The 23,234-nt window shown below is 40.7% G+C and carries 26 protein-coding genes and 1 rRNA gene; 9 read left to right on the top strand and 18 right to left on the bottom strand.

Features of this window, described 5'->3' with window-relative positions:
* Nucleotides 1-107, top strand: a 5S ribosomal RNA gene (rrf, locus tag E0H80_RS02955); the annotation flags it as partial.
* A gap of 497 nt (nucleotides 108-604) precedes the next feature.
* Here the strand turns inward: rrf and E0H80_RS02950 are convergent.
* The 5 genes from E0H80_RS02950 to rplM form a co-directional block, all read right to left on the bottom strand.
* Nucleotides 605-1,264, bottom strand: coding sequence for a hypothetical protein (locus E0H80_RS02950; RefSeq protein ID WP_131362956.1), 660 nt, complete (start codon nucleotides 1,262-1,264; stop codon nucleotides 605-607).
* A 19-nt stretch (nucleotides 1,265-1,283) separates the two neighbouring features.
* Entirely contained in the window at nucleotides 1,284-1,721 is a 438-nt protein-coding gene (locus E0H80_RS02945) for a ClpXP protease specificity-enhancing factor (protein ID WP_067864904.1), read from the bottom strand.
* 11 nt (nucleotides 1,722-1,732) lie between these two features.
* Complete coding sequence (locus tag E0H80_RS02940) at nucleotides 1,733-2,386, bottom strand: glutathione S-transferase N-terminal domain-containing protein (protein ID WP_131362954.1); 654 nt, start codon at nucleotides 2,384-2,386, stop codon at nucleotides 1,733-1,735.
* A 330-nt stretch (nucleotides 2,387-2,716) separates the two neighbouring features.
* On the bottom strand, nucleotides 2,717-3,103 hold the full coding sequence (gene rpsI / locus E0H80_RS02935) for a 30S ribosomal protein S9 (protein ID WP_067864908.1): 387 nt from the start codon (nucleotides 3,101-3,103) through the stop codon (nucleotides 2,717-2,719).
* Between the two features lie 12 nt (nucleotides 3,104-3,115).
* Complete coding sequence (rplM, locus tag E0H80_RS02930; RefSeq protein WP_067864911.1) at nucleotides 3,116-3,544, bottom strand: 50S ribosomal protein L13; 429 nt, start codon at nucleotides 3,542-3,544, stop codon at nucleotides 3,116-3,118.
* A gap of 325 nt (nucleotides 3,545-3,869) precedes the next feature.
* On the opposite strand from rplM, the gene pdxA reads away from it, so the two are divergent.
* Genes pdxA through E0H80_RS02915 form a run of 3 tightly spaced genes read left to right on the top strand, consistent with a single transcriptional unit; the run spans nucleotide 3,870 to nucleotide 6,533 of the window.
* Complete coding sequence (gene pdxA / locus E0H80_RS02925) at nucleotides 3,870-4,838, top strand: 4-hydroxythreonine-4-phosphate dehydrogenase PdxA (protein ID WP_131362952.1); 969 nt, start codon at nucleotides 3,870-3,872, stop codon at nucleotides 4,836-4,838.
* Nucleotides 4,839-4,871: 33 nt separating this feature from the next.
* Nucleotides 4,872-5,684, top strand: a complete 813-nt coding sequence (gene rsmA / locus E0H80_RS02920; RefSeq protein ID WP_067864915.1) for a 16S rRNA (adenine(1518)-N(6)/adenine(1519)-N(6))-dimethyltransferase RsmA — start codon at nucleotides 4,872-4,874, stop codon at nucleotides 5,682-5,684.
* 15 nt (nucleotides 5,685-5,699) lie between these two features.
* Nucleotides 5,700-6,533: a symmetrical bis(5'-nucleosyl)-tetraphosphatase gene (locus E0H80_RS02915; RefSeq protein ID WP_228259945.1), complete on the top strand. Its 834-nt coding sequence runs from the start codon at nucleotides 5,700-5,702 to the stop codon at nucleotides 6,531-6,533.
* Between the two features lie 71 nt (nucleotides 6,534-6,604).
* On the opposite strand, the gene E0H80_RS02910 is transcribed toward E0H80_RS02915, so the two are convergent.
* The 8 genes from E0H80_RS02910 to hflX form a co-directional block, all read right to left on the bottom strand.
* Nucleotides 6,605-7,054, bottom strand: coding sequence for a DUF2147 domain-containing protein (locus tag E0H80_RS02910; RefSeq protein ID WP_131362948.1), 450 nt, complete (start codon nucleotides 7,052-7,054; stop codon nucleotides 6,605-6,607).
* A 161-nt stretch (nucleotides 7,055-7,215) separates the two neighbouring features.
* Complete coding sequence (locus E0H80_RS02905) at nucleotides 7,216-7,668, bottom strand: DUF2147 domain-containing protein (RefSeq protein ID WP_131362946.1); 453 nt, start codon at nucleotides 7,666-7,668, stop codon at nucleotides 7,216-7,218.
* Nucleotides 7,669-7,830: 162 nt separating this feature from the next.
* The gene (locus tag E0H80_RS02900; protein ID WP_131362944.1) at nucleotides 7,831-8,280 is read right to left on the bottom strand and encodes a DUF2147 domain-containing protein; all 450 of its coding nucleotides are present in this window, start codon (nucleotides 8,278-8,280) and stop codon (nucleotides 7,831-7,833) included.
* A 147-nt stretch (nucleotides 8,281-8,427) separates the two neighbouring features.
* The gene (locus tag E0H80_RS02895) at nucleotides 8,428-8,874 is read right to left on the bottom strand and encodes a DUF2147 domain-containing protein (protein ID WP_067864929.1); all 447 of its coding nucleotides are present in this window, start codon (nucleotides 8,872-8,874) and stop codon (nucleotides 8,428-8,430) included.
* A gap of 160 nt (nucleotides 8,875-9,034) precedes the next feature.
* Nucleotides 9,035-9,481 carry a DUF2147 domain-containing protein gene (locus E0H80_RS02890; protein WP_131362942.1) on the bottom strand — a complete coding sequence of 149 codons (447 nt, stop codon included), beginning with the start codon at nucleotides 9,479-9,481 and terminating at the stop codon, nucleotides 9,035-9,037.
* Between the two features lie 85 nt (nucleotides 9,482-9,566).
* Complete coding sequence (locus E0H80_RS02885) at nucleotides 9,567-10,241, bottom strand: LrgB family protein (protein ID WP_131362940.1); 675 nt, start codon at nucleotides 10,239-10,241, stop codon at nucleotides 9,567-9,569.
* A 10-nt stretch (nucleotides 10,242-10,251) separates the two neighbouring features.
* The gene (locus E0H80_RS02880; protein WP_131362938.1) at nucleotides 10,252-10,623 is read right to left on the bottom strand and encodes a hypothetical protein; all 372 of its coding nucleotides are present in this window, start codon (nucleotides 10,621-10,623) and stop codon (nucleotides 10,252-10,254) included.
* Nucleotides 10,624-10,666: 43 nt separating this feature from the next.
* Entirely contained in the window at nucleotides 10,667-11,998 is a 1,332-nt protein-coding gene (gene hflX, locus E0H80_RS02875) for a ribosome rescue GTPase HflX (RefSeq protein WP_067864948.1), read from the bottom strand.
* 384 nt (nucleotides 11,999-12,382) lie between these two features.
* On the opposite strand from hflX, the gene E0H80_RS02870 reads away from it, so the two are divergent.
* Nucleotides 12,383-13,192: a lysophospholipid acyltransferase family protein gene (locus E0H80_RS02870; protein WP_131362936.1), complete on the top strand. Its 810-nt coding sequence runs from the start codon at nucleotides 12,383-12,385 to the stop codon at nucleotides 13,190-13,192.
* Between the two features lie 37 nt (nucleotides 13,193-13,229).
* On the opposite strand, the gene E0H80_RS02865 is transcribed toward E0H80_RS02870, so the two are convergent.
* On the bottom strand, nucleotides 13,230-14,864 hold the full coding sequence (locus E0H80_RS02865) for a phospholipase D family protein (protein ID WP_131362934.1): 1,635 nt from the start codon (nucleotides 14,862-14,864) through the stop codon (nucleotides 13,230-13,232).
* A 111-nt stretch (nucleotides 14,865-14,975) separates the two neighbouring features.
* Between E0H80_RS02865 and E0H80_RS02860 the strand changes: the two genes are divergently transcribed.
* Together E0H80_RS02860 and E0H80_RS02855 are read left to right on the top strand one after the other, a co-directional pair.
* Nucleotides 14,976-15,986 carry a metallophosphoesterase gene (locus tag E0H80_RS02860; protein WP_131362932.1) on the top strand — a complete coding sequence of 337 codons (1,011 nt, stop codon included), beginning with the start codon at nucleotides 14,976-14,978 and terminating at the stop codon, nucleotides 15,984-15,986.
* A gap of 85 nt (nucleotides 15,987-16,071) precedes the next feature.
* Complete coding sequence (locus tag E0H80_RS02855) at nucleotides 16,072-16,416, top strand: hypothetical protein (RefSeq protein WP_131362931.1); 345 nt, start codon at nucleotides 16,072-16,074, stop codon at nucleotides 16,414-16,416.
* 56 nt (nucleotides 16,417-16,472) lie between these two features.
* On the opposite strand, the gene E0H80_RS02850 is transcribed toward E0H80_RS02855, so the two are convergent.
* Nucleotides 16,473-17,789 (bottom strand): MFS transporter, encoded by a 1,317-nt coding sequence (locus tag E0H80_RS02850; RefSeq protein ID WP_067864958.1) that lies wholly within the window; start codon nucleotides 17,787-17,789, stop codon nucleotides 16,473-16,475.
* 145 nt (nucleotides 17,790-17,934) lie between these two features.
* Complete coding sequence (gene trhA, locus E0H80_RS02845) at nucleotides 17,935-18,576, bottom strand: PAQR family membrane homeostasis protein TrhA (RefSeq protein ID WP_131362929.1); 642 nt, start codon at nucleotides 18,574-18,576, stop codon at nucleotides 17,935-17,937.
* 102 nt (nucleotides 18,577-18,678) lie between these two features.
* Between trhA and E0H80_RS02840 the strand changes: the two genes are divergently transcribed.
* Nucleotides 18,679-19,905, top strand: coding sequence for a class I SAM-dependent methyltransferase (locus E0H80_RS02840; protein ID WP_131362927.1), 1,227 nt, complete (start codon nucleotides 18,679-18,681; stop codon nucleotides 19,903-19,905).
* Nucleotides 19,906-19,972: 67 nt separating this feature from the next.
* On the top strand, nucleotides 19,973-20,404 hold the full coding sequence (locus E0H80_RS02835) for a GNAT family N-acetyltransferase (protein ID WP_131362925.1): 432 nt from the start codon (nucleotides 19,973-19,975) through the stop codon (nucleotides 20,402-20,404).
* 75 nt (nucleotides 20,405-20,479) lie between these two features.
* On the opposite strand, the gene E0H80_RS02830 is transcribed toward E0H80_RS02835, so the two are convergent.
* Nucleotides 20,480-20,803 (bottom strand): hypothetical protein, encoded by a 324-nt coding sequence (locus E0H80_RS02830; RefSeq protein WP_131362922.1) that lies wholly within the window; start codon nucleotides 20,801-20,803, stop codon nucleotides 20,480-20,482.
* A gap of 288 nt (nucleotides 20,804-21,091) precedes the next feature.
* Nucleotides 21,092-23,227, bottom strand: coding sequence for a 3-hydroxyacyl-CoA dehydrogenase NAD-binding domain-containing protein (locus tag E0H80_RS02825; RefSeq protein WP_131362920.1), 2,136 nt, complete (start codon nucleotides 23,225-23,227; stop codon nucleotides 21,092-21,094).
* Nucleotides 23,228-23,234 lie beyond the last annotated feature (7 nt).

Below are 23,234 nucleotides of genomic sequence, written 5' to 3'. Positions count from 1 at the left end.
CAATAGCAAGAGTGAACCACCTGATCCCTTCCCGAACTCAGAAGTGAAACCTCTTTGCGCTGATGGTAGTGTGGGGTTACCCATGTGAGAGTAAGTCATCGCCAGCTCATTATTCCTGAAAACCCCCTTAATCTTAAGATTGAGGGGGTTTTTTTAGGTCGCCATTTTTATATGCTAAAAAAATCCCTGCAGAGAGAGCCTTTGATTGGATAAAGTGTTTTAACAAAATGAGAGTCGACTTAATGGGTATTCAAGCTTGAACTCAAAATGAATATCTATGTCTAGAACTTGTTTTATTAAATTAAGAATAAGATAAATGGATGAATAGCTTAAAATTTCTCTTACCTTGTTAAAAGTCATTTTCCTGGTAAATAGAATAGATAGCTTCTAATTCACGTAGAACTGACTTAATCAATATCTTAAATAGATAGACGACGGAATCTTCATGAATGAAAGAAGTCCATGGTAGGTTGGCTATATTGAGAAAATATATTAAGCATTATTTATTTTTAGCTACGCTATTTATAAGTCTAAACTATTGACCTATTTCCAAATAAAAATCGCCATTTAGGCGACTTCTATTTTTACTAAACTTTTAAATATTTCAGTTAAACATTTGAGTTGCAGCAGAATATAAAATCCAAAGAATGATGATGGCAACTACAGGTTCGAAAAGTTTTGCCCATGTTGGCACTACAGTGCTTACTGCCGCAGCGGCTCTGTGCTGATCTTCATTAATGTCAGTTTGCTGACTTACCATTTGATTAAACTCCTTCATCGTTGAATCTAATGATATCTCTTCTTGCACAATAGGTTTAGAGCCTTTTAACTCTAACAGGTCGTTTGTTGACCAAACCCAATCAGGCGCTTGACCTGCAAGATGTTCAATTTGTCCTAAGAGTAATTCATGTAATCCTCGGACTTCGAGATTACCAATGTCATTGAGTTGCTTGAGCTCTGCCAGTTGTAAGCGCAATATCTCTGTGACTGCTGGCTCTAATTCACTTTTAGCTAATGTAGACTGATTTTTTGGAGAAGTGGTCAGGTGGCGTGCAACCTCTTGTATAAAGAGCTCATCGGGTGAGGAAATTTCTTGATAAACTTTTTTGTCATTAGAGCGCCAAAGTGTAATCAACTTACCCAACACAAGCGCATTTATTTCTAACAAATGCTCTTTTTTATCTTCTCTAGAGTATTGACCGAGAAGCTGAGGCTTTTGAGTGTTAATCTGCTCAGCAAAATATTGTACTAAATCAAAAGCCATCAATTTACTCCATATTGTTTTAGTCTAATAACCGTAAACTCGGTTTTTTCTTAGTCTTGGGTTGTTCAGTTTCTTCTGAAAGTGTTGTTGATTTTAAAGTATCTTCAGGGATTTGGGTATCTTCATATTCACTTGGATCAAAGAATAGACCTTGACCATTTTCACGTGCATAAATACCCATCACAGCATTTAAAGGTACGTATATATCACGAGATACGCCGCCAAAACGAGCGGAGAAAGTAATGCTAGCATCGCTTATATTTAATTTATGAACTGCATGAGGGGCGATATTTAAAACAATTTGCCCGTCTTGAATAAATTGTTCTGGAACCATGGTATTCGGTTGTGTGGCATCAACAAGCAAATGTGGGGTAAGGTTGTTGTCACAAATCCATTCATAAATTGCACGAGCGAGATAAGGACGGGTGGGAGTGAGGTTTAATTCCTGATCAGACATTGAAATATACTCTATTGATTCACTAAAATTTCACGATATTTATTTTTTTCCTGCATGGTCATAGACTTGATAAAAGCAGGACGGGAAAATATCCGTTGGCAATATAAAAAAATGGGGCGGCAATGTTGTTTAGGGAGTTCAATCCCCATTGAATGTAACCGTAAAAAAATTGGCGCTAACATGCAATCTAAAATTGTAAAATTTTCTGACATAAAATAGGGAAAATGCTGAAATAATGGCGTTAGAGAGATGAGTATCTCACGCAATTGTTTTTGCGCTTTTGCTTTATCTTTTGCATTTAAGCTATCTGGGTGACGCAGCATGACATCTGCAAGCTTTAACCAATCTTGTTCAAATCGCCAAATATATTGACGCTGTTCAGCACGCGGCATAGGTGCATCGGCATATAATTTATTTTGACGATAGCGATCATCTATATATTCGGAAATAATACTGGTATTGAACAGTTTAAGTTCATTTTCAACCAGCATCGGAACTTTGTTGTATGGATTTAAGCTAGCGAGATCTTCATCGTCTTCATCTACAATAATCAGATGATATTTAATTTGCTTCTCGGCAAGGACATAACGAATCCAGTGTGAGCGAAAGTCATCTGCATGGCTATAGAGTGTAATTCCTTGAACAGGTGCGGTTTCGACGGACATAATCCCAAACAAAGCAAAAATGAATAGAATAGGATACTAAAATTCAACCTAAAAAGCACGAAGCATAAAAGACGAATCAACTATTGGACAGGTAGATTATAAGAAAAAATGACTGGAGTAAGAGAATATGATAATTAAACTGGGTTTGATGATGCTTTTTATTATAATTGGTGTTGCTAACTACTATCTGAGTAAATCATTTTGGTGTCATGAAGGAGTCTGGGGTAAAGATGTGCATATGCAGTAGAACAACAAAGGCCTCACCTAAATTTTTAGGACATAAAAAAGCCTTGGATAAACCAAGGCTTTTTGTCCGATTCGGTAAACGAATTAACGTTTAGAGAACTGAGGACGTTTACGAGCTTTACGTAAACCAAGTTTCTTACGTTCAACTTCACGAGCATCACGAGTAACGAAACCAGCTTGACGAAGAGCAGGTTTTAAAGTTTCGTCAGAAGCGATCAATGCACGAGTAATACCGTGACGGATAGCGCCTGCTTGACCACCAATACCACCACCAGCAACAGTGATGTAAAGGTCATATTTTTCAGTAACTTCTAAAAGCTCAAGCGGTTGACGAACAACCATACGAGCAGTTTCACGACCGAAATATTGTTCGATAGAACGGTTGTTAATTACGAGTTTGCCTGTACCAGCTGACAAGAAAACACGTGCAGTTGCGGTCTTACGGCGACCTGTACCATAATTAGTAGCCATGTGCTGTATCCCTTAGATGTCCAAAACTTGTGGCTGTTGAGCTGTATGTGGATGCTCAGTACCAGCGTACACTTTCATTTTTTTGATCATTGCATAACCAAGAGGACCTTTTGGTAACATACCTTTAACAGCTTTTTCTAAAACTGCTTCAGGTTTGTGAGCGATTAACTTCTCGAAGTTAGTCTCACGGATACCACCAGGGAAACCAGTATGGCGATAGTATTTCTTATCCTGAGCTTTTTTACCAGTCACAGTAATTTCTTCAGCATTGATTACAACGATATAATCGCCAGTGTCAACGTGAGGAGTATAAGAAGTTTTATGCTTACCGCGTAAACGACGAGCGATTTCAGTCGCAAGGCGACCTAAAGTTTTGCCAGAAGCATCAACAACATACCAGTCATGTTGAACTTCAGCTGGCTTAGCGCTGAGAGTTTTCATTAAACCACTACCTATTATAGTTGGTTTGGACTATGGAATCTGTCCAAACAAAAGGAGACGCGATTCTAAACGAATACGTGAAGAATCACAAATGAAAATGTAGAATTTCAAGGGCTATATTTTATAGGTAAAACCTGTAATGTGCAAAGAATAATCACAACTATTTTTCATATTATCAATAGAACGGATAGAACTTGATATTACTCCATCCATGATTAGGAGCTGATCCCTATTTTCTCTTGAAAAATAGCTGTTAGGGAAAAACTTGTTTATCTAACCTGTATATAATAATGATATTCGAGCGCAGCTTAGACGAGACAAAAATATGCTTCCCTTATATGTCACCAGTGGTGAACCTGCAGGTATTGGTCCAGACATCTGTTTAAGTTTGGCGATGCGTATTGATGAACGTCCGATTGTGGTTTTGGCTGATCTTAATTTATTGAAAAAACGCGCTGAAATTCTAAAGCAAACCATTGAACTGATTGAGTATCAAGGACAATCAGAATCCTCAGCACAAGGTCAGTTATATGTGGAGCATATTCCACTCAATACTGAGGTGGTCTTGGGTGAGTTGAATGCTGAAAATTCTGCTTATGTATTAGAACAACTCCGTCGTTCCGCTGATTATGCGATGTCAGGTAAAAGTGTGGGGGTGGCAACAGCTCCCGTACAAAAATCAGTGATCAACGATGCCGGTATTCATTTTAGTGGTCACACCGAGTATTACCAGGAGTTTGCAGGTGTTGAACGTGTCGTAATGATGCTCGCAACCAAGACCTTACGTGTAGCCCTCGCAACCACGCATCTGGCTTTACGTGATGTTGCAGATGCCATTACGACGCAGCGTTTGCATCAAGTCCTTGATATATTAATTCATGACTTAAAAACCAAGTTTAAGATTGAGCATCCGCATATTCTGGTCTGTGGCTTAAATCCGCATGCAGGTGAAGGGGGTTATTTGGGGATGGAAGAAATCGAAGTGATTAATCCGGTGCTTGAAAGCTATCGGGCGCAAGGCATTAATATGAGTTTGAGTCTTCCTGCTGATACCTTATTCACTCCTGAAAATTTAAAAGATGCAGATGCTGTTTTGGCGATGTATCACGATCAGGGTTTACCTGTGTTAAAATCACAGGGCTTTGGTGAAGCCATCAATATTACTTTGGGCTTACCTTTTATTCGAACTTCTGTCGATCATGGCACAGCACTCTCCCTTGCGGGTACCGGACTTGCGAAAAGTTCAAGCCTGCACGTTGCTGTCGATTTAGCCCTCGATTTGGCGCGCCACTGATTATTGTTCATTACTCACGTTGGAAATGTTTTTATGTATCAAATTAATGCCTTAAACCCAAAACAAGAAGGGCATCAGGCTCGAAAACGATTTGGTCAAAACTTTTTACATGACCAGCGTGTCATTGCCAAAATTGTACGTTCAGTCAATCCGCGTCCAGGGCAAAATATTCTAGAAATTGGGCCGGGTTTAGCCGCGTTGACCTCACCATTAATTGGCGAGTGTGATGCTTTAACCGTGCTTGAGCTGGATCGTGACTTGGCTGCAGGCCTACCGGGTCGTGTGCCATATCCTGAACGTTTAACCATTATCGAAGCCGATGCATTGAGATATGATTATTCTCAATTATTCCAAGAAGATCGCCCTTTACGTGTCGTTGGCAACTTGCCTTATAATATTTCGACACCGCTTTTGTTTCATCTCTTGGAATTTGGTGACAAAGTGCAAGATATGCACTTCATGTTGCAAAAAGAAGTGGTAGATCGCATTACCGCTTCGCCAAATACCAAAGAATATGGTCGTTTGTCGGTGATGATTCAGTATTACTGTAAACCGACATTTTTATTTGAAGTGCCGCCAGGATCTTTTAATCCGCCACCCAAAGTGACCTCTGCGGTATTCCGTTTAGAGCCATACGCAGTAAAACCGATTATTGCCAAAAATGAAAAAGCTTTGGCCCGTCTGGTTTCACATGTGTTTACTCAGCGTCGTAAAACACTGCGTAACAGCTTGAAGGGTATGTTGGTGGAAGATGCCTTCGAGAAAACCGGTATTGACCCGATGGCACGTCCAGAGACCTTATCTATGGCACAATTTGTTGCTTTGTCAGATCAAATGGTGGCTTAAGTGGCACGCTCCGATATTCGATACAACTATGTCATTGGTGATGTTCAAGGCTGTTTTGAAGCCTTAAAAGCCTTGCTAAAAGAAATCAAGTTTGATCCGGATCAAGATTTTATCTGGTTTGCGGGTGATTTGGTTGCACGTGGTGAAAATTCGCTTGGTGCATTGCGGTTTGTTAAAAAACTTGTTGATGGCGGAGTCGCCGCAACAGTTTTGGGTAATCATGACCTGACCCTTTTAGCCTGCGCGCGTGGTTTAAAAGAGTTGAAAGACAAAGACAATACCCGTGATGTAATTGATGCGATTGATAGTGATGACCTGATTGACTGGTTGCGTAAACAACCCTTGTGTCTTTTCCCGAATCATCACACCATTTTGACTCATGCGGGTATTCCATGCATTTGGTCAGCAGAACAGACTTCTGCTTTGGCAAAAGAAGTAGAAGCGATCATCAGTCATGAAGACTTTGCTGTGCTCGATGCTTTCTTGAAGGATATGTACGGTACCAAACCTGAGCTCTGGTCGGATGATCTAGAAGGTCATGCGCGTATACGTTGTATTACCAACTATTTAACCCGTATGCGTTTAACCGATAGCCAAGGCCGCTTAGAGTTTAGCTTTAAAGATTCGCTCGATGAGCCAATGCCTCAAGGTTTTAGACCATGGTTTGAATTTGAATCGGAAGCTGCAAAAACACATCAATTGATCTTTGGACACTGGGCTGCATTACAGGGTAAAAGTATTAATCCACAGATTCAGAATGTCGATGGCGGCTGTGTTTGGGGTAATCAGTTGCTTGCCTATCGCCTGGAAGATAAAGAAATATTTAAAGTTAATAATCCAGTGATGTAATGTTTGGATAATTTACAAAATAAAAAGCCACATGATGTGGCTTTTTTTATGGGTATTTATTGGGTTGTAATTTACTCAAGTCTGATCCAGGTTTGACTACGTCCCAAAGTTGAAATACCCATATAGGCTCTTAAAGTCAGACGCTTACCTGTAGCATTCATTTTAATTTTGGCATCATAGACTTTGCCTGCTAAAGGATCAATCACCCGACCTTTTTCATAACTGTTGGTTCCCGCAACATGTTTTAAGCCTTTAATGATTTCCATACCTAAAATTGGCTGGTTGGTATAGGGGGAAGGGCAGTTATTACATGTTTCACGGGGAGTATAACCCGGACGAGGTGTCACTTTGACAATCTTAGCGGTAAAGCTGTTGTTGGCTTCTTGATGGATTTTGATGATTGCTTTGGCTGCACCTGTTTTATCATCAATCTGCTGCCAAGTTCCAGAAATGTCTTCAGCAAAAACATTGCCACTAAAAAGCACACTCGCCAAAGTGGCAAGCAATATATTCTTTTGCATATAAATCCTTTACATAATTCATTATTTTTTATTGAGTAGGTATATTAGAAGGATTATGTGATTAGTCAATATTCTGGAGAGTGTGCAAAAAATGAGATCATTTGATTGACTAATATAAAAAAGCCACTTTAGTGTGGCTTTTTATTGAGTTTACATTCTGATTATTCTACCCGAAGCCATGTTTGGCTACGTCCTAGTGCCGAGATACCGACATAACCGCGTAAGGTCAAGCGTTTGCCATTGCTACTTATCTTGACTTTAGCGTCGTAAATTTTTCCTGCAAGCGGATCAATCACGCGACCTTTTTCATAATTGTTGGTCCCTTCAACATGTTTTAAGCCGGTGAGGACATCCATGCCTAAAATTGCTTTGTTGGTATAAGGTGCCGGACAGTTGTTGCATAACTTTTGAGGTGTATAACCTGGACGAGGCGTGACTTTAATAATTTTACCTGCATAAGTATTATTGGCTTCTTGACGAATTTCGATTAGCGCTTTAGGTGAACCGGTTTTATCATCAATTTGTTGCCAAGTCCCCGACAGGTCTTGTGCCCATATATTTCCACTGAAAAATAACCCAACCAAAGTAGTAGCAAGCATAATATTCTTTTTCATATCAATTCCTTCGATTGTGGACAATAATTTTTTTTATCTATAAGAACATAATATGAGCGTTTAATTATTAGTCAATATGTGGGTTTATAAAAAATCAAAATAATGTGAAGTATTTAAAGAATTATAAATAAAAAAGCCACATAGTGCGGCTTTTTTTCAGGATTAATCACTTTTAATCCAGGTTTGAGTTCGACCTAAGGCAGAAATCCCCACATAACCGCGTAATATAAAACGTTTACCGTTGGCGGAAACTCGTCCTTTCAAGCCATATATTTTTCCAGTTAAAGGATCCAGTACCCGACCGTTGGCATAATTATTTCCTTCGATATGTTGTAAACCTTTAAACACTTCTAATCCCAATATGGGTTGATCTGTGTAGGGCGGCGGACAACGGTAACAGGTTTCTCTAGCTTTATAACCCGGGCGTGGGGTTACTTTAATAATTTTACCAGTATAAGATTCATTATTTTGTTTCTCAATCTGAATCAGTGCTTTAGGTGAACCTGTTTTATCATCAATTTGTATCCATGTACCGGCTATCTCCTGAGCAAAAATTGAAAAACTGCTGAGTAGTACGACAAAAAATGAAGTCGCGATTGCTATTTTTTTCATAAAATTTCCTTATTTATATAAGTTCACTGTCCTGCTGACTTAGTTTAAGGTAAGGCTGTGATACGAAATTAAGCAATCTTTTAAATGAAAATTAAGCTGTTATTCGTACCACACTAACCCTCTATGCTGAATGGTAATGAGCATAATTTAATCTTGCTTAATCCAGGTTTGGCTACGACCCAGTGCAGAAACACCGACATAACCACGTAGCGTAAGACGTTTACCATTGGCACTCAATTTTGCTTTCCCGCTGTAAATTTTACCCGTGAGAGGATCAAGAACTTTGGCATTTACAAAGTGGTAATCATCCGCAGCTTTCAATCCGGTTAAAATATCTAAGCCTAAAATGGGTTTATTGGTATAAGGCGCAGGACAATTTATACAGGTTTCCTTGGGGGTATAGCCTGGGCGCGGGGTTACTTTGATGATTTTTGCGGTATAAGTACCATTATTTTCTTGGCGCATTTCCAAAATTGCTTTTGATGAGCCTGTTTTATCGTCAATGGTCTTCCATGTTCCGGTAATATCTTCTGCCAATACATTCCCACTAAAAGCTAGACTAGCAAAAGCAATACATAATAGATTTTTCTTCATATCCATCCCCATGAGTAAGGAAAATATTTTTCTTATCAGTTTAAAGATATAATCATTGTTTAAAGATCAGTCAACCTATTGCTTCATAAAAACTGAAAATAATGTGAATTATTTAGATAGTATTAAAGAAAAAGCCACATAGTGTGACTTTTTGTCATATTTAGTCATTTTTAATCCAGGTCTGGCTGCGACCTAAAGCTGAAACTCCGACATAACCACGAAGGGTTAAACGCTTACCATTTGGACTTAATTTTGCTTTCATACTGTAAATATTGCCGCTGAGTGGATCAATAATCTTGCCGTCAGTAAAGTTGGATCCTGCAGCCGGTTTTAAACCTTTTAAAACATCCATCCCTAGAATAGGCTTATTGGTATAAGGCGCAGGACAATTCACACAGGTTTCTTTGGCTGTGTAACCCGGGCGAGGAGTGATTTTTACAATTTTTGCGGTATAGGTCCCGTTATTTTCTTGGCGAATTTCAAGAATCGCTTTTGAAGAACCGGTTTTATCATCAATATTTTTCCAGATTCCCGAAATGTCTTCCGCAAAAACAGCACTACTGCTGGTCGATAGAAGTAGGGCTGCTAAAAGTCTAAAATTTTTCATCCAATAACCGTTCAATAAATTTAGGAATAATTTTAATCATAAGGTCAAATTTTGACTATATAAATGTGTATTAGTGAAGTATCAGTCACATTTTCTGCAAATAGAGTATAAAAGTTGGCAACCAGATGGCGGTGAAGACAGCATTCACAGCCATACCAAATGCCGCATAACGGCCTGCCACACTGCCTCGTTGCCATGCCTGTGCAGTTCCGATGGCATGTGCTGCCAAGCCTAATGCCAGACCAGAGGCTCTTTCATCATTCATATGACGCAAGATAAATGGAGAAAAAGCAGCGCCAATCACACCGGATAAAATGACAATTAAAATAACCAAGCTGAGGGGTGCATGTAATAGTGTGGCGATATTAATGGCAATTGGTGTGGTTACTGCCCGAGTTGCAAAGGCCATAATGCTTGAGTCAGACATATGCAATAAATAGGCAAGTCCCATAGGTAAAGCCACAGCACTAATACTGGCAAAAATCAAAATACCGACAATCGCTTTGAGAGGTAAGTCGTCATAACGCATGGCGGCAAGCGGAATGGCCAAGGCAACCGTGACATAGCCGAGTAAATGATTAAACAGCGGATTGACCCGAGTCATATAAGATTCGTAAGGAATCCCAAACACAAATAACAATCCAATAATGAAAAACATGCCGATGACAATGACTGGAACTTGAGGAAGCCTTTTGTTTAAAGGTTTGGCTATAACATAGGCGAACAGGGTCAAGATAAAACCGTAGAGTACTGCTAACATCATATTTCCCCTATAACCAGCGTTTGGCCATTTTTGCGTAGACCCATAATGGAATCAGGGTACTGATACACATCACCACAAGAAAAACAGGAATTTCCTTTCCCATGTGTACCAACATAATCAGCGAGCCTGCACTAATCGGCAAAAAAGCAAAGGCACTTTCCTTCATGATTTTATTGTTGGTATCGACTAAACGCGCAGGTAATTTGTGGACATTTCTCCAGATAAGCAGAGTCAGCAACAAGCCAATCAAGCCGACCAAATTACCCAGTTCAGGATGATTAAATTGCGTCATTAACCATACTGCTCCCTCACGAAAGCAGATGATTAAAGCCAGTGTACTGATCCATGCTGGCCAGTCGATGGTTTTTATCCCGTGCATTTTTACCAAACTTTAAAATTATACTTATCACGTTTTAACCGATTTATCTTTTGATTTCAAATTCCTCAAGTGGTTTTTTAAATTGCGTGGCTTTTTTCCCCAGAATTTCATCAATTGGTAAATGTGCCTGTTTAATCAGTTGCTCCAGCTTTTGTGGGGCAATAATGACGTGTAAATGCAGATTGCCATTTTCATCATGATTTTCAGTTTGAATGACATTTAGCGCATACAGTTGAGTACGCAATTTTCCATATTCGGGTTTTAACACCAGCTCGAAACTTTGCAACTGTCCCATCAAGCATTCTTGAACTGCTTGGCGTAACAGGTCTAAACCTTTGTTGGCATGCGCAGATACATAGACACGATCGGGCAAATGCGGTTTGGCATACACAATTTTAGCATCTTCACCGCTGATATCGATTTTGTTATAGACGCGGAGTACCGGGACATCGACCCCAATTTCTTTTAAAACAGACTCGACGGCTTCAATTTGTTCCAGCATATCTGGACTGCTGGAATCGATGACATGCAGCAGCAAGGTAGCCTCAGCCGTTTCCTCAAGCGTGGCTTTAAAGGATTCTACCAAGGCATGGGCGAGGTTACGGACAAAACCTACGGTATCCGCCAGAACCAGAGCACCAATCCCATCCCAATTTAAACGGCGTAAAGTCGGATCAAGTGTGGCAAACAGCTGGTCGGCGGCATACACGTCAGAGCGCGCCAATAGGTTAAATAATGTCGATTTACCTGCATTGGTATACCCGACCAGAGATACTGTTGGAATAGCGGCTTTCTGGCGTGCAGAACGACCTTGCATACGGGTTTGACGAACCTTTTCCAGTTTGTCTTTTAATTGTCCAATACGTAAACGCAGTAAACGGCGATCTGTTTCCAGTTGTGTTTCACCAGGTCCACGTAAACCAATACCGCCTTTTTGACTGTCTAAACTGATGCCACTGCCGACCAGACGTGAAGACAAATAATCCAATTGTGCCAATTCAACTTGAAGTTTACCTTCATGGGTGCGGGCACGTTGGGCAAAAATGTCGAGAATGAGCCGCGTACGATCAATCACGCGGCATTGAATGACTCTTTCTAAATTGCGTTCTTGGGAAGGGGTCAGGCTATGATCAAAAATGACCAAATCTATTTCTAATTCTTTAGCTCGCTCCGCGATTTCTTCTGCTTTCCCCGAGCCAATAAACAGTTTTGGGTCGGGCTTGATACGTTGAGCGGTAATATGTTCTACAATTTCAGCACCCGCTGACTGGGCCAATAAGCGAAATTCTTCTGCATCAAGGTCATCTAAAAGTTGTACAGAGACACTTACTAATAGGGCGCGTTCGCCACCTTGATGTCGCTCAATATATTCCACTAAATACTATCTCAACTACGTTAAAACTTCATTTTAGTAGAAAATAAGCACGGATAGTGAAAAATAGATCAGACTGGTTAAAGTAAGGTAACAAAACATTCAGTAAATAAAAATATCCTGGCTAAATGTAAAAGTCATTTTTGTTAAACTGATTTTAAGATATTGATAAATTTTATAATTTTAATGGATGGTCAGGTTGTTAAAGCAGACGGATTTATTCGTATAATTTGTGTATTAGATCAAAGTGCCGTGTTTTTGGATTTTCATCATTCCATTAAAAAGGCAGGATTGGGTTTTTATGATCAATGCAAGATCAAAATGAACAGTATAGAATGGCTGAAAATAAATGATTAACCGCTGTGTCTGGTAATTAGTGATCAATCTATGACTCAATCCTCTGTAACTGAAACTTCATCGTTAAATAGTATGTCTAAATTTTTCTTATATAGTAAAAAGTTATTGGCGGTTGTCGCTGCGATTGCACAAGGGTTTTATCTGGTTTTTCGTCACCGTTTATATAAAGATCCGAATAATCCGTGTAATACGCGTTATGTACAGCATTTTTGCCGTCAATTATGCAAGGTTTTTAACCTTGAGATTCAGGTGCATGGAATCATTCCACGTGAGCCGGCGCTCTGGGTGAGTAATCACATTTCTTGGTTAGATGTGGCCGTTTTGGGATCTGGGGCTCGAGTTTTCTTTCTGGCAAAAGCTGAAATTGAACAATGGCCGTTACTCGGCAAACTGGCAAAGGGCGGTGGGACACTGTTTATTAAACGTGGTTCCGGCGATTCGGTTAAAATTAAACAGCAAATTACCGATTTTTTAAAACAGGATATTCCAGTATTATTTTTTCCTGAAGCGACCACTTCAGATGGCTCAAGAATAAAAAAAATCTATGGACGTATTTTAGGTGCAGCTATTGAAGCCAAGCGTCCTGTACAAATATGTTTGATTTGTTATGTAAATCAACATGGACAACTGGATCTGGTGGCGCCGTTTGTTAATGATATTAGCTTTGCCGATCATGTCAAAAACGTCTTGGAAATGCCTAAAGTGAAAGCACATTTAATCGCCTTGCCGGCAATATCTACTGAAGGGCATACGGTGGAAACATTGACTCAAGAAGTTCAAAGCAAAATGACTGAAGGGCTAGCACAATTGCAGCAAAAAGTGCTTAAAACTGCAGCTTGAACGGGCAAATAAAATGAATGCCAGACAAAGTAAAGGCTTACATAAAGCCTTCGAGTGGCAACCATGAAATTACTTTAACTCCTGCCTTTTGCCACCATTTCATTTTCGGTTCTTTGGGATAGGTTTTGATGCTGCCATCATAGCTTTTAATTTTCCAGTTGATTTTATTATTGGCATCTAAAACCAGTTTGTAGGCATATTTAGATAAATTTTCATCCATGGTTTGATGTACGGATTTGGCTAAACTAGGACTATCCAGTAATACCCCAATTTCCGTATTTAAATAGGCAGAACGTGGATCAAAATTGAATGAACCAATAAAAACCTGTTTTTGATCAATCGCCATCAGTTTTGCATGCAGGCTGGAACGGCTTAAACCTTTTAAGCTGACTTTGGCTTTTTTAGCAAGTTCATTGGTATTGGCATTCAAGTTTTTAGTTTCAGGGGCAGATAGAAACTCATATAACTCGACATCATCCTTTAATAAATTTTTTCGATACTTTCCATAAAAAGCATGCACTAAAAACACATCATTGGCTTTAAAAGAGTTGGTGAGTACCCGGACATGGATATTATTTTGAGCCAGTTCGCTCAGCATTTTTTCGCCTTTTTTTTCAGGAACGAAATAAGCTGAAATAATATCGACGCTTTGTTCTGGTTTGGCTAAACGATTCAGCAGCTGAAAATTCAGGTGTTGCTCTTTTTTCGCTTTAGCCCTGATTTTACTGGGTGAATCATTCACGATTTCGGCTTTGACCCAGTCAAACTGGATACTGCTATTGAGCCATTTTTCAAAGGCGTGCGATCGGTTGGCTAAATCTAGATAGTTTTGAACGTTAACGGTTTGTGAATGCTGCTCGAGTTGCTGTTTTAGACTTTCAAAACGCAAGGAGTGGTGTCGAGGATTGACAATTTGTTTGACTGGAAATGCATAATCATCATTCCAGTAGTCATCAAAAGAATGAACGATTTCATCGGACGCAGAGCCGACCAGCATCACATCGACATCAGAAAATTGATAATTGTCGCTGACGTTATAATATTGATTACTCATGTTGCGACCGCCAATTAAAGCGATCTGGTTGTCTGCAATGAAGCTTTTGTTATGCATACGGCGGTTAATACGTTTTAAATCCAGCACCATGTCCATGGCACGGTAATGTCTAAAACGGTAAGGATTATACAGTCTGACTTCAATATTTTTATGCTGATCGAGTGCCAGATATATGCCTTCCATCTTTTTGGCATTGTTGTCATCCATTAACAAACGGACTTTTACTCCACGATCTGCTGCTTTAATGATGGAATGCAGTGCAAGCGAGCCAATTTTATCGTTGTCCCAGATATAGTATTGTAAGTCTAGAGTTTTTTCTGCTTTATCAATAAGATGTATGCGTGCTGCTATAGCTTCCAGGGGATCATATAAAACATGATAACCGGTAAGATCAGGGTTCTGTTCTCTTAAGGGCAAAATGATTTGAGCTAGTGAGGTTTGTTTGGTTTCGGTATCAAATGCATATTCAATCGGTTGCGGCGTTTGTTTAGGCAGCGTGCTACATGCGGGAATCCCTACAATCAGGCTACAACTTAGTAATACTGCAGTTTTAGTAGGGGTAGAGCTACGCAATTTATAAGTATCTGATTGAGTTTTAGGAGAGCAAGATCGCGCCATGAGTTATAAACAATACCAAAATTTGGTTTGAGTATAATGGTCAGCTGTGAAAAGATAAATATCAGAATAGATGAATGATGTCATATCTTCGTTATCGTTAGAGAAATCATTATGTGGGATACAGACTCGGTCGTTTTTTATTTTTATATCAGTTTTTTAGTGCTTGGAATTTGGGGGATGGCACAAGCGTGGCGGAGTCAAACGCGTACGGAAACCATTCATCCGTTTAAAGCTTTTGTGCATTTACTGGCATTTTATCTATCTTATTTACTCCTTCCTTTGTTTTTCTTTAGCATCTATGCCGGTTGGAGTGGCTATTACTCCATTCATGAAGCTGTTTTTATCTTCCTGCTGAGTAGCGTGCTCATTTATGCACGTTTTATTGAACCGCAGCATGTGATGGTGAAAACCCTGCAATATCAGTTGAATCCGGATCAGAACATGCAGCGTCCGGTCAAACTGGCCTTGATTGCCGATTTACATATTGGCCTGTTTTCAGGGCATGAACGGCAACTGAAAATTATTGTCGATAAAATTAATCAGCAGAATCCTGATTTAGTGGTAGTGGCCGGGGACTGGACCTATGAACCAGAAAACAAACTTGCCGATGAACTGGCGATTTTAAAACAGATCAAGGCCCCAGTTTATTCAGTCAATGGCAATCATGACGAACAATATCCAGGCCCCCCGATTCAGCAATTATTAAGACATGCTTTAAAGATCAATGATGTGATTGATATTGAAGGACAGATGGTGGAATTTGATGAATTTCGCTTGTTGGGAGTCGGTGATTTATGGGCGGGCAAAACCGATATGCGTTTTATGCCTGATTTACCTCAAGATAAACCTTGGGTGATTTTGTCGCATAATCCTGACACAGTGGATATGGTGCCACAATTGCCGACACGTCCTTTAATGTTGTCTGGTCATACGCATGGTGGTCAAGTTGAGCTGCCTTGGTTAACCAATTACATCATGAAAAAAGTGTCTATACTGGGACATAAGAAAGGTTTATATCAGCATGAATATGCCGATGTATTTGTTACGGTTGGAACAGGAATGGTGGGCGTGCCATTTCGTTTTCGGGTGCCACCGACCATTGATATCATTGAGCTGGTTTGAAATTAAAGACCGATTGCCGGAACAATTATTGACATTGCGTAAAACAAGATTGATTTATAACAATAGAACAAAACAGGAGAAGAGTATGTCTTTGTCAGAAGAGGTCGGTCAGTTTTTTGCTTTAACAGAGGCTCAATCGGCACAACTTGAAGCAGGTTTGCTTGCTTTAGAACAGGCTTTTCAGCAAGCCGAAAGCGATGTGGTCAATACACCCGCATTTGCTAGCCGGTTTTATCAAAAGTTTCAGCAGCTGATGACGGCATTTGATATTGATGAGAATCATGTGGAAGCTTTTCTGGATCATTTATATGGAACGGAAAGATATCGTCAACTGGTGAGTTACATTGTTCCGAGTTATTACATAGCGGGTGGTGATCGAAAGGTGTTTGAAGAGCTTTATCAGGAAATGTTAAGTGATGAACAGATCTGAAAAAACAGCATAAAAAACCAGCATCATAACGCTGGTTTTTTTATTTTTCGATGAAATTAAACTTGGTTGTTTACATCATCATTTTTGGTTTCACGCATTGCCAAGAAAGCAAGTAGTGAAAGGATGGATGCAGCCGTCAAGTAATAACCTACCGCTTGTAAACCATAAGTGGTTGCAAGTTTAGTGGCAATAAGGGGTGCAAAAGATGCCCCAAAAATACCTGCAAGGTTAAAGGTTAATGCAGAACCGGTGTAACGGACTGAAGTCGGGAAGAGTTCAGAAAGTACAGTACCAATGGGACCATAGGTTAAGCCCATGATCGCTAAACCAGTACATAAGAACAAGAACACGACAATGGTGCTGCCAGACTCAAGCATGCTTGCGAACACTAAACCGAATAACGCTGAAGCGATACATACGCCAATTGAAGTTGCCTTACGACCAAATTTCTCGGCAAAAACTGCAGAAAGTGGAATGAATGCAGCAAAACACAGGGTAGCAACCAATTGCAATTGCAGGAATTCAGCGCGGCTATAACCGAGCTTGGTTGTGCCCCAGTTTAAGGCAAATACTGTGGTCAAGTAGAACACCACGAAAGTACAGATAGCAGCAATGGTACCCAGAATCAGCATGCGCCAGTGTTTGGTCATGACTTCTTTAAATGGAATATTTACTTCTTTTTGCTTGTCCAGTACTTTTTGGAATGCAGGCGTTTCGTGAAGTTTTAAACGAATCCAGAGACCCACAATGACCAGTGCAGAACTTGCAAGAAATGGAATACGCCAGCCCCATTGCATAAAGTCTGCTTCAGACATAAATGCGCCCAGGGTCAAGAATGAACCTGTAGCCAAGATAAAGCCGATTGGTGCGCCCAGTTGCGGGAACATGCCATACCAGGCACGTTTGCCTTCAGGGGCGTTTTCAGTGGCAAGCAGAACCGCACCACTCCATTCGCCACCAAGACCCAGCCCTTGTCCTAAACGGCAAAGCGCGAGCAGTAATGGGGCAACAATACCAATCTGTGCATAGGTTGGAAGTAAACCGATACATACAGTTGAAACCCCCATGGTGAGTAAGGCAGCAACCAGCGTGGCTTTTCGACCAATACGGTCACCCAAATGTCCAAACAAAGCAGCACCAATTGGACGGGCAATAAAGGCAATAGCAAAGGTTGCTAAAGACTGAATGGTTGCAGTCGTTGGATCTGTACTTGCAGGGAAGAACAAATGAGGAAAAATAAGCACTGCAGCGGTGGCGTAAATATAAAAATCGAAGAACTCGATTGTTGTACCTACAAGACTCGCAGTGAGTACGCGGAATTTTGAATTTGTAGCTACTTCTTCCGAAGCAGGAATAGAATTTGATGACGCCATGAGAAACCTTACACTTACTAAAAATAAAAAAGATTAGTTTTAAAAGCGTAATCTTTTTAAAAAAGGCGTAATTTCTTAAAAAAATACGAAATACCGACTCATGTCTACGGATTTAGGGTTACTAAAAAATGTAGAGATAAAGGGTTTATATCACGTAAAGACAGATCGCTAAGAAGTGTGATCCAGCACCAATCAATACAAAAACATGCCAGATAGCATGCGTATATCTTACCTTTTTTAGGGCATAAAACAATGCACCAATGGTATAGGCCAGTCCACCGATCACCAGATAGGTTAATGCTTGATCGCTTAAAAAGCGTCGCATATCATCCATGACCAGCAATGCAAGCCATCCCATAGCCAGATAGGCAATGAGTGAAATTTTCTGGAAACGATGAATGAAAACTAACTTGAATAGGGTGCCAATGCCAGCAATCACCCAAAGTGCGATTAACAGGTATTGCGCTTTTGCCGTTGGAAGGGCGATAGACAAGAACGGAGTATAGGTTCCAGCAATCAAATAATAAATTGCGGTGTGATCCAGTTTTTTATACCAGCCGCGACGCTGTGGCGATTCGGCATAGTGATATAAGCTTGAAGCGGCAAAGAGTAAAATCAGGCTCAATGCATAGACACATAGGCCAATAAATTGTCCTAAAGGCAAATAACTGCCTTTAACCAGCATGAAAATACTGGCAATAACTGCCAAAAGTGCGCCAATTGCATGACTAATCGCATTTATTTTTTCTTCATGTGGATCGTAAGCCTGCAAGGTAGATGTACTCATTGCTTATTTTCTTTAATTAAAAATACACTTGTATAGTAATGAAGTTTTACCTTTAAAGTAAGAAGTTTTACACTGAGCACTCAATTTACTCGAGTTATGTATATGTCTCAATTGGCTTCTCCTTCTATTCAGGAACAACAATTCTTAGATGCTTTTCAGCAAGCCATTGAAACACAAAGTTTTGATCGAATGATTCTTAGCCAGTATAAAGGTGAACTTGAAAATCTGGAGAAAATGACCTTGCGAGTCATTTCACTGCAAGGACAGCTGGTTTTAAGTTGTTTGTATCGTTATAAGACTCAGGATGTCACCAAAAACTACCCTTTAGCGGAAGCCAAACCACTTGTTCAAGATTTATTGGCCCAATGTAAACAAGCCAACCTGTTTAGCACTGAAGAAGAGCTGCAACTCAAAAAGAATAAGAAAAAGGCCATGCTAACCATCAGTAAAAATAAATCTGTAGCACAGACTCAAAACTTAGAAACTCAGCAGGGACATGACCGGATTAAACATCGTTACGTCGATCAAGACAGTTATTTTTTACAGCCTTTGGGCATTACTGACGCCAAAGCACAAATTATTCCCAGCATGGCGCGTAAATGGAAACAGATTAATAAATTTGTAGAAATCTTCTCGGGTGCTTTAGAGCAAATTCCACAACAAGAGCATGCTTTGCGTGTGGTCGATTTTGGTTCGGGTAAAGGTTATCTGACTTTTGCCTTATACGATTATCTGGAAAAGCAGGGGCAAACCCCATTTGTTACCGGTGTTGAGCTGAATGACAAAATGGTGGAGTTCTGTCAGCAGGTTGCCGAAAAGTCTCAATTTAGCCAACTGGATTTTTTCCAGGGGGATGTACGAACCTATCAACCTGAACACCTGGATGTGATGATCGCTTTGCATGCCTGTGATGTGGCGACCGACTTTGCCATTCACAGCGGTATTCGCTTAAACGCACAGATGATTATGTGCGCGCCGTGTTGTCACAAGGAATTGCGTCCACAGCTGAAAAGCCCGGAAGTGCTAAAGCCGATGTTGCAATTTGGCATTCATTTAGGTCAACAGGCAGAAATGCTGACCGATACCATTCGTGCTTTATTGCTTAAAGCCTATGGCTATGAAACCAAAGTGTTTGAATTTGTGGCTTTGGAACATACCAGTAAAAACAAGATGATCTTGGCGACCAAACGTAAAGATTATCAAAAGCCGGATCAGGCAGTATTGGAGCAGATTCACGCCTTAAAAGAGATGTATGGCATTCAAAAGCATTCGCTTGAATTATTGCTCAACAACCAGTGGGATCAGCAGGATATTGGCTGCAAGTGTTAATTTAAAACCAGTTTAAAATGAATCAAGCAGTCGCAATGCTGCTTTTATTTTAGGAAGATGATTGTTGATGAGTCAATTTACCCTACGTACAGGCAGTTGGGATGAGCTGCAAAATGATGCAAAACTGATTCGTGAGCAGGTGTTTATTCAGGAACAGCAGATAGCTGCAGAAGATGAATGGGATGCTGAGGATGCAGTGTCGCTACACTTTGTGATTTACGATCAAGATCAGCCGATTGCCACAGCGCGGTTATTACAAAATAACAGCGTCGGGCGTGTGGCGGTGCTGAAATCGCATCGCGGTGTAGGCATTGGGAAACTGCTGATGCAACAGATTATTCAGCAAGCCCAACAGGAACAGCGCGAATTTTTAAAGTTGTCTTCTCAAGTACATGCCATGCAGTTTTATGCCGCTTTGGATTTTAAAGTTGAAGGGGAGCAATATCTGGATTGCGGTATTCCGCATATCAATATGCGATTGCTATTCAATTGCGCTTAGATATTTAAAATTTCAGTGTTGAAAATAAAAAAAGCCACTAAAAAGTGGCTTTTTTTATTTTCAGAAATCTTGGCATCAATGACCATGCTCATGTTCAACTGATTTTTCCGCTTCTGTCATTGCAGCATGTTCTTCTGCCGACATTTGAGGATCTTGAGCAGTCACTGTTGCAGCAGCTTCTTTCTGATTTTTAGCTTCAGCCAAAGCTTCTTCAGACATTGCTGGTGCATTTTTAAATGCATGCTGCTGGGTATTCTTTTGCTGTTGGCTCGGCATGTAATCTGGCTCGTTGCTTACGGCAAGATAGAAAAACCCCATGAAAAAAGCACCTAAAATACAAGCAATAATCAGCGCTTTCCAGCCCCAAGGGGATTTTTCGGGAGAAGAATTGTCAGTCATGAATAAATACCAAAATGGATAAAAATAAATCAGAATCTATGTAACTTTATAACACAGAATAGAAGAAAATCCGACCCATAACTGACTCAACCATTCATTTAAATAAGCGAGTGAAATGAATTCAAGGAGCTGGTTTCTGTTTAAGTGAAGTCAAAGTTATATCGCTATAAATATTCAGGCTTAAAAGATAGGGAGGTGGTTTAAATGAGCAAAAAAACATTTCAATGTCTTAACGCCCTTATCTTCAATCTAAAGAAAGGGCGTTAATGCTTTATGACTTAAGGGGTTTTATGAAATTTTCTCGCCAGTGTGCACTTTATCTTTCAGCAATTGCGGTGCTTTAAAACGCTCACCATATTTAGCTTCAAGCGTGTTGGCGCGGATGAAGGCTTTTTCCAGACCATACTGGTTCAGATACTGTATGGCTCCACCGGTCCATGGGGCAAAGCCAATCCCGAAAATGGAACCGACATTGGCATCGACAACCGACTCCAACACACCTTCTTCATAGCAGCGCAAAGTGTCCAGCGCTTGAACAAACAGGAACCGATCAATCATTTCCTGTTCGGATATCTCCACATCTTTTTTCCAGTGGCTTAAACCTTCCCATAAGTATTTTTTGCCGCCTTCAGGATATTCATAGAAACCCGCACCCGCAGCTTTACCTTTACGGTTAAATTGATGAATCATGCTTTTAATCACCTCATCGGCAGCTGAACGTGGCAGATCTTTGCCTTCTGCGTATAAGGCTTTGCGCGTCTCTGCAGCCACGTGTTCAGACAAGGTTAAAGAGACTTCATCCTGAATCGCAAGTGGCCCAACAGGCATGCCGGCTTTAAGTGCAGCCATTTCAATCTTGGCAGGATGAACTCCTTCCGCAAGCAGTCGTAAACCCTCTTGCACAAACGTACCAAACACACGACTGGTGAAAAAACCACGACTGTCATTCACCACAATTGGGGTTTTACCCATTTGCTGCACGAAATCAAAAGCCTTGGCTAAGGTTTCATCTGAGGTATTTTTTCCTTTGATAATTTCCACCAGTTGCATTTTATCGACCGGGCTAAAGAAATGCAGACCAATGAAATGGCTATCGTCTTTAGAAGCTTGAGCAAGTTCGGTAATGGGCAGGGTAGAGGTATTGGATGCCATCACCCCACCGTCGATCAAATAGCGTTCTGCTTCTTGAGTGACTTTGGCTTTCAGTTGCGGATTTTCAAACACTGCTTCAATGATCAGGTCACAACCTTGCAAGTCTTCTGCTGAAGCGGTTGCTGTAATTAAACTTAAAACTTGATCACGTTTTTCAGCCGTTAAACGACCTTGAGAAACTTTTTTATCCAGTAGCTTTTGACTGTAGACTTTGCCTTTTTCAGCCGCCTCTAATGACACATCTTTTAGAACGACTTGTATGCCTTTCGATGCAGTCGCATACGTAATCCCTGCACCCATCATCCCTGCACCTAAAATACCGACTTTGCTGGCTTTCCATTTGGCAATCTCTTTAGGCCGGCTTGCACCTGACTTAATCGCATTCAGACCATGCCAGAAGGTGCCAATCATGTTTTTAGAAATTTGACCGGTCGCCAGATAAGTAAAGTAGCGCGATTCGATGGTCAGTGCGGTATCTATATCTACCTGCGCACCTTCCACGGCTGCTGCCATAATGGCTTCAGGAGCGGGATAGCAACCTTTGGTCTTGTCACGCAGCATGGCAGGTGCAATTGCAAGCATTTGAGCAACAGCAGGGGTTTTGGGGTCGCCACCTGGAATTTTGTAGCCTTTCACATCAAACGGTTGTTGTGAGATTGGATTGGCTTTGACCCAGGCAAGCGCCTGGTCTAAAAGTTGTTGTTCAGTTTCCACAATAGCGTGAATTAAACCTAAAGCCTTGGCTTTATCGACAGAAAACTGTTTGCCTTCCATCAACAGTGGAAAGGCATTTTGCAAACCGAGCAGGCGCACCATACGCACAATTCCGCCACCGCCGGGAAGCAAACCTAAAGTCACTTCTGGTAAGCCAAATTTAGCTTTCGGGTCATTCAGTGCAATACGGTGGTGACAGCACAAAGCCAGTTCCCAGCCGCCGCCCAGCGCCGTACCATTGAGGGCCGCAACCACCGGAACACCACGTGTTTCGATATAACGCAGTTTGGCTTTCATCTCTTCAATCATGTTGAAAAATGCTGTGGCATGCTCCGGCTCTGCCTCAATGAGTTCATCCAAGTCCCCCCCAGCAAAAAAGGTTTTTTTCGCTGAACGGAAAATAATCCCGGAAATTTCTGCGTCTGCTTGCAGTTTTAAAACAATATCTTCCAGCGCCACACGGAAATCCGCATTCATGGTGTTGGCAGACTGATTTGGAGAATCTAAAGTTAAAATGACGATGTTGTCTGCATTTTTTTCATATTGAATTGCGCTCATTGTTATT

The sequence above is a fragment of the Acinetobacter sp. ANC 4779 genome, from assembly GCF_004331055.1.
In the GTDB taxonomy this organism is placed as follows: domain Bacteria; phylum Pseudomonadota; class Gammaproteobacteria; order Pseudomonadales; family Moraxellaceae; genus Acinetobacter.
Note: the sequence above shows the minus strand (reverse complement) of the source record. Positions and strands in the feature narration are given on the sequence as shown.

What these genes read in the sequence shown, in the direction of transcription:
- E0H80_RS02830 (WP_131362922.1), bottom strand. Translation starts at nt 20,803, where the DNA reads ATGACTGACAATTCTTCTCCCGAAAAATCCCCTTGGGGCTGGAAAGCG.
- E0H80_RS02895 (WP_067864929.1), bottom strand. Translation starts at nt 8,874, where the DNA reads ATGAAGAAAAATCTATTATGTATTGCTTTTGCTAGTCTAGCTTTTAGT.
- E0H80_RS02885 (WP_131362940.1), bottom strand. Translation starts at nt 10,241, where the DNA reads ATGTTAGCAGTACTCTACGGTTTTATCTTGACCCTGTTCGCCTATGTT.
- E0H80_RS02860 (WP_131362932.1), top strand. Translation starts at nt 14,976, where the DNA reads ATGTGGGATACAGACTCGGTCGTTTTTTATTTTTATATCAGTTTTTTA.
- E0H80_RS02890 (WP_131362942.1), bottom strand. Translation starts at nt 9,481, where the DNA reads ATGAAAAATTTTAGACTTTTAGCAGCCCTACTTCTATCGACCAGCAGT.
- rplM (WP_067864911.1), bottom strand. Translation starts at nt 3,544, where the DNA reads ATGAAAACTCTCAGCGCTAAGCCAGCTGAAGTTCAACATGACTGGTAT.
- E0H80_RS02900 (WP_131362944.1), bottom strand. Translation starts at nt 8,280, where the DNA reads ATGAAAAAAATAGCAATCGCGACTTCATTTTTTGTCGTACTACTCAGC.
- E0H80_RS02910 (WP_131362948.1), bottom strand. Translation starts at nt 7,054, where the DNA reads ATGCAAAAGAATATATTGCTTGCCACTTTGGCGAGTGTGCTTTTTAGT.
- rpsI (WP_067864908.1), bottom strand. Translation starts at nt 3,103, where the DNA reads ATGGCTACTAATTATGGTACAGGTCGCCGTAAGACCGCAACTGCACGT.
- E0H80_RS02945 (WP_067864904.1), bottom strand. Translation starts at nt 1,721, where the DNA reads ATGTCTGATCAGGAATTAAACCTCACTCCCACCCGTCCTTATCTCGCT.
- rsmA (WP_067864915.1), top strand. Translation starts at nt 4,872, where the DNA reads ATGTATCAAATTAATGCCTTAAACCCAAAACAAGAAGGGCATCAGGCT.
- trhA (WP_131362929.1), bottom strand. Translation starts at nt 18,576, where the DNA reads ATGAGTACATCTACCTTGCAGGCTTACGATCCACATGAAGAAAAAATA.
- E0H80_RS02825 (WP_131362920.1), bottom strand. Translation starts at nt 23,227, where the DNA reads ATGAGCGCAATTCAATATGAAAAAAATGCAGACAACATCGTCATTTTA.
- E0H80_RS02850 (WP_067864958.1), bottom strand. Translation starts at nt 17,789, where the DNA reads ATGGCGTCATCAAATTCTATTCCTGCTTCGGAAGAAGTAGCTACAAAT.
- E0H80_RS02865 (WP_131362934.1), bottom strand. Translation starts at nt 14,864, where the DNA reads ATGGCGCGATCTTGCTCTCCTAAAACTCAATCAGATACTTATAAATTG.
- E0H80_RS02835 (WP_131362925.1), top strand. Translation starts at nt 19,973, where the DNA reads ATGAGTCAATTTACCCTACGTACAGGCAGTTGGGATGAGCTGCAAAAT.
- E0H80_RS02870 (WP_131362936.1), top strand. Translation starts at nt 12,383, where the DNA reads ATGACTCAATCCTCTGTAACTGAAACTTCATCGTTAAATAGTATGTCT.
- E0H80_RS02855 (WP_131362931.1), top strand. Translation starts at nt 16,072, where the DNA reads ATGTCTTTGTCAGAAGAGGTCGGTCAGTTTTTTGCTTTAACAGAGGCT.
- E0H80_RS02905 (WP_131362946.1), bottom strand. Translation starts at nt 7,668, where the DNA reads ATGAAAAAGAATATTATGCTTGCTACTACTTTGGTTGGGTTATTTTTC.
- E0H80_RS02840 (WP_131362927.1), top strand. Translation starts at nt 18,679, where the DNA reads ATGTCTCAATTGGCTTCTCCTTCTATTCAGGAACAACAATTCTTAGAT.
- pdxA (WP_131362952.1), top strand. Translation starts at nt 3,870, where the DNA reads ATGCTTCCCTTATATGTCACCAGTGGTGAACCTGCAGGTATTGGTCCA.
- E0H80_RS02880 (WP_131362938.1), bottom strand. Translation starts at nt 10,623, where the DNA reads ATGCACGGGATAAAAACCATCGACTGGCCAGCATGGATCAGTACACTG.
- E0H80_RS02950 (WP_131362956.1), bottom strand. Translation starts at nt 1,264, where the DNA reads ATGGCTTTTGATTTAGTACAATATTTTGCTGAGCAGATTAACACTCAA.
- E0H80_RS02940 (WP_131362954.1), bottom strand. Translation starts at nt 2,386, where the DNA reads ATGTCCGTCGAAACCGCACCTGTTCAAGGAATTACACTCTATAGCCAT.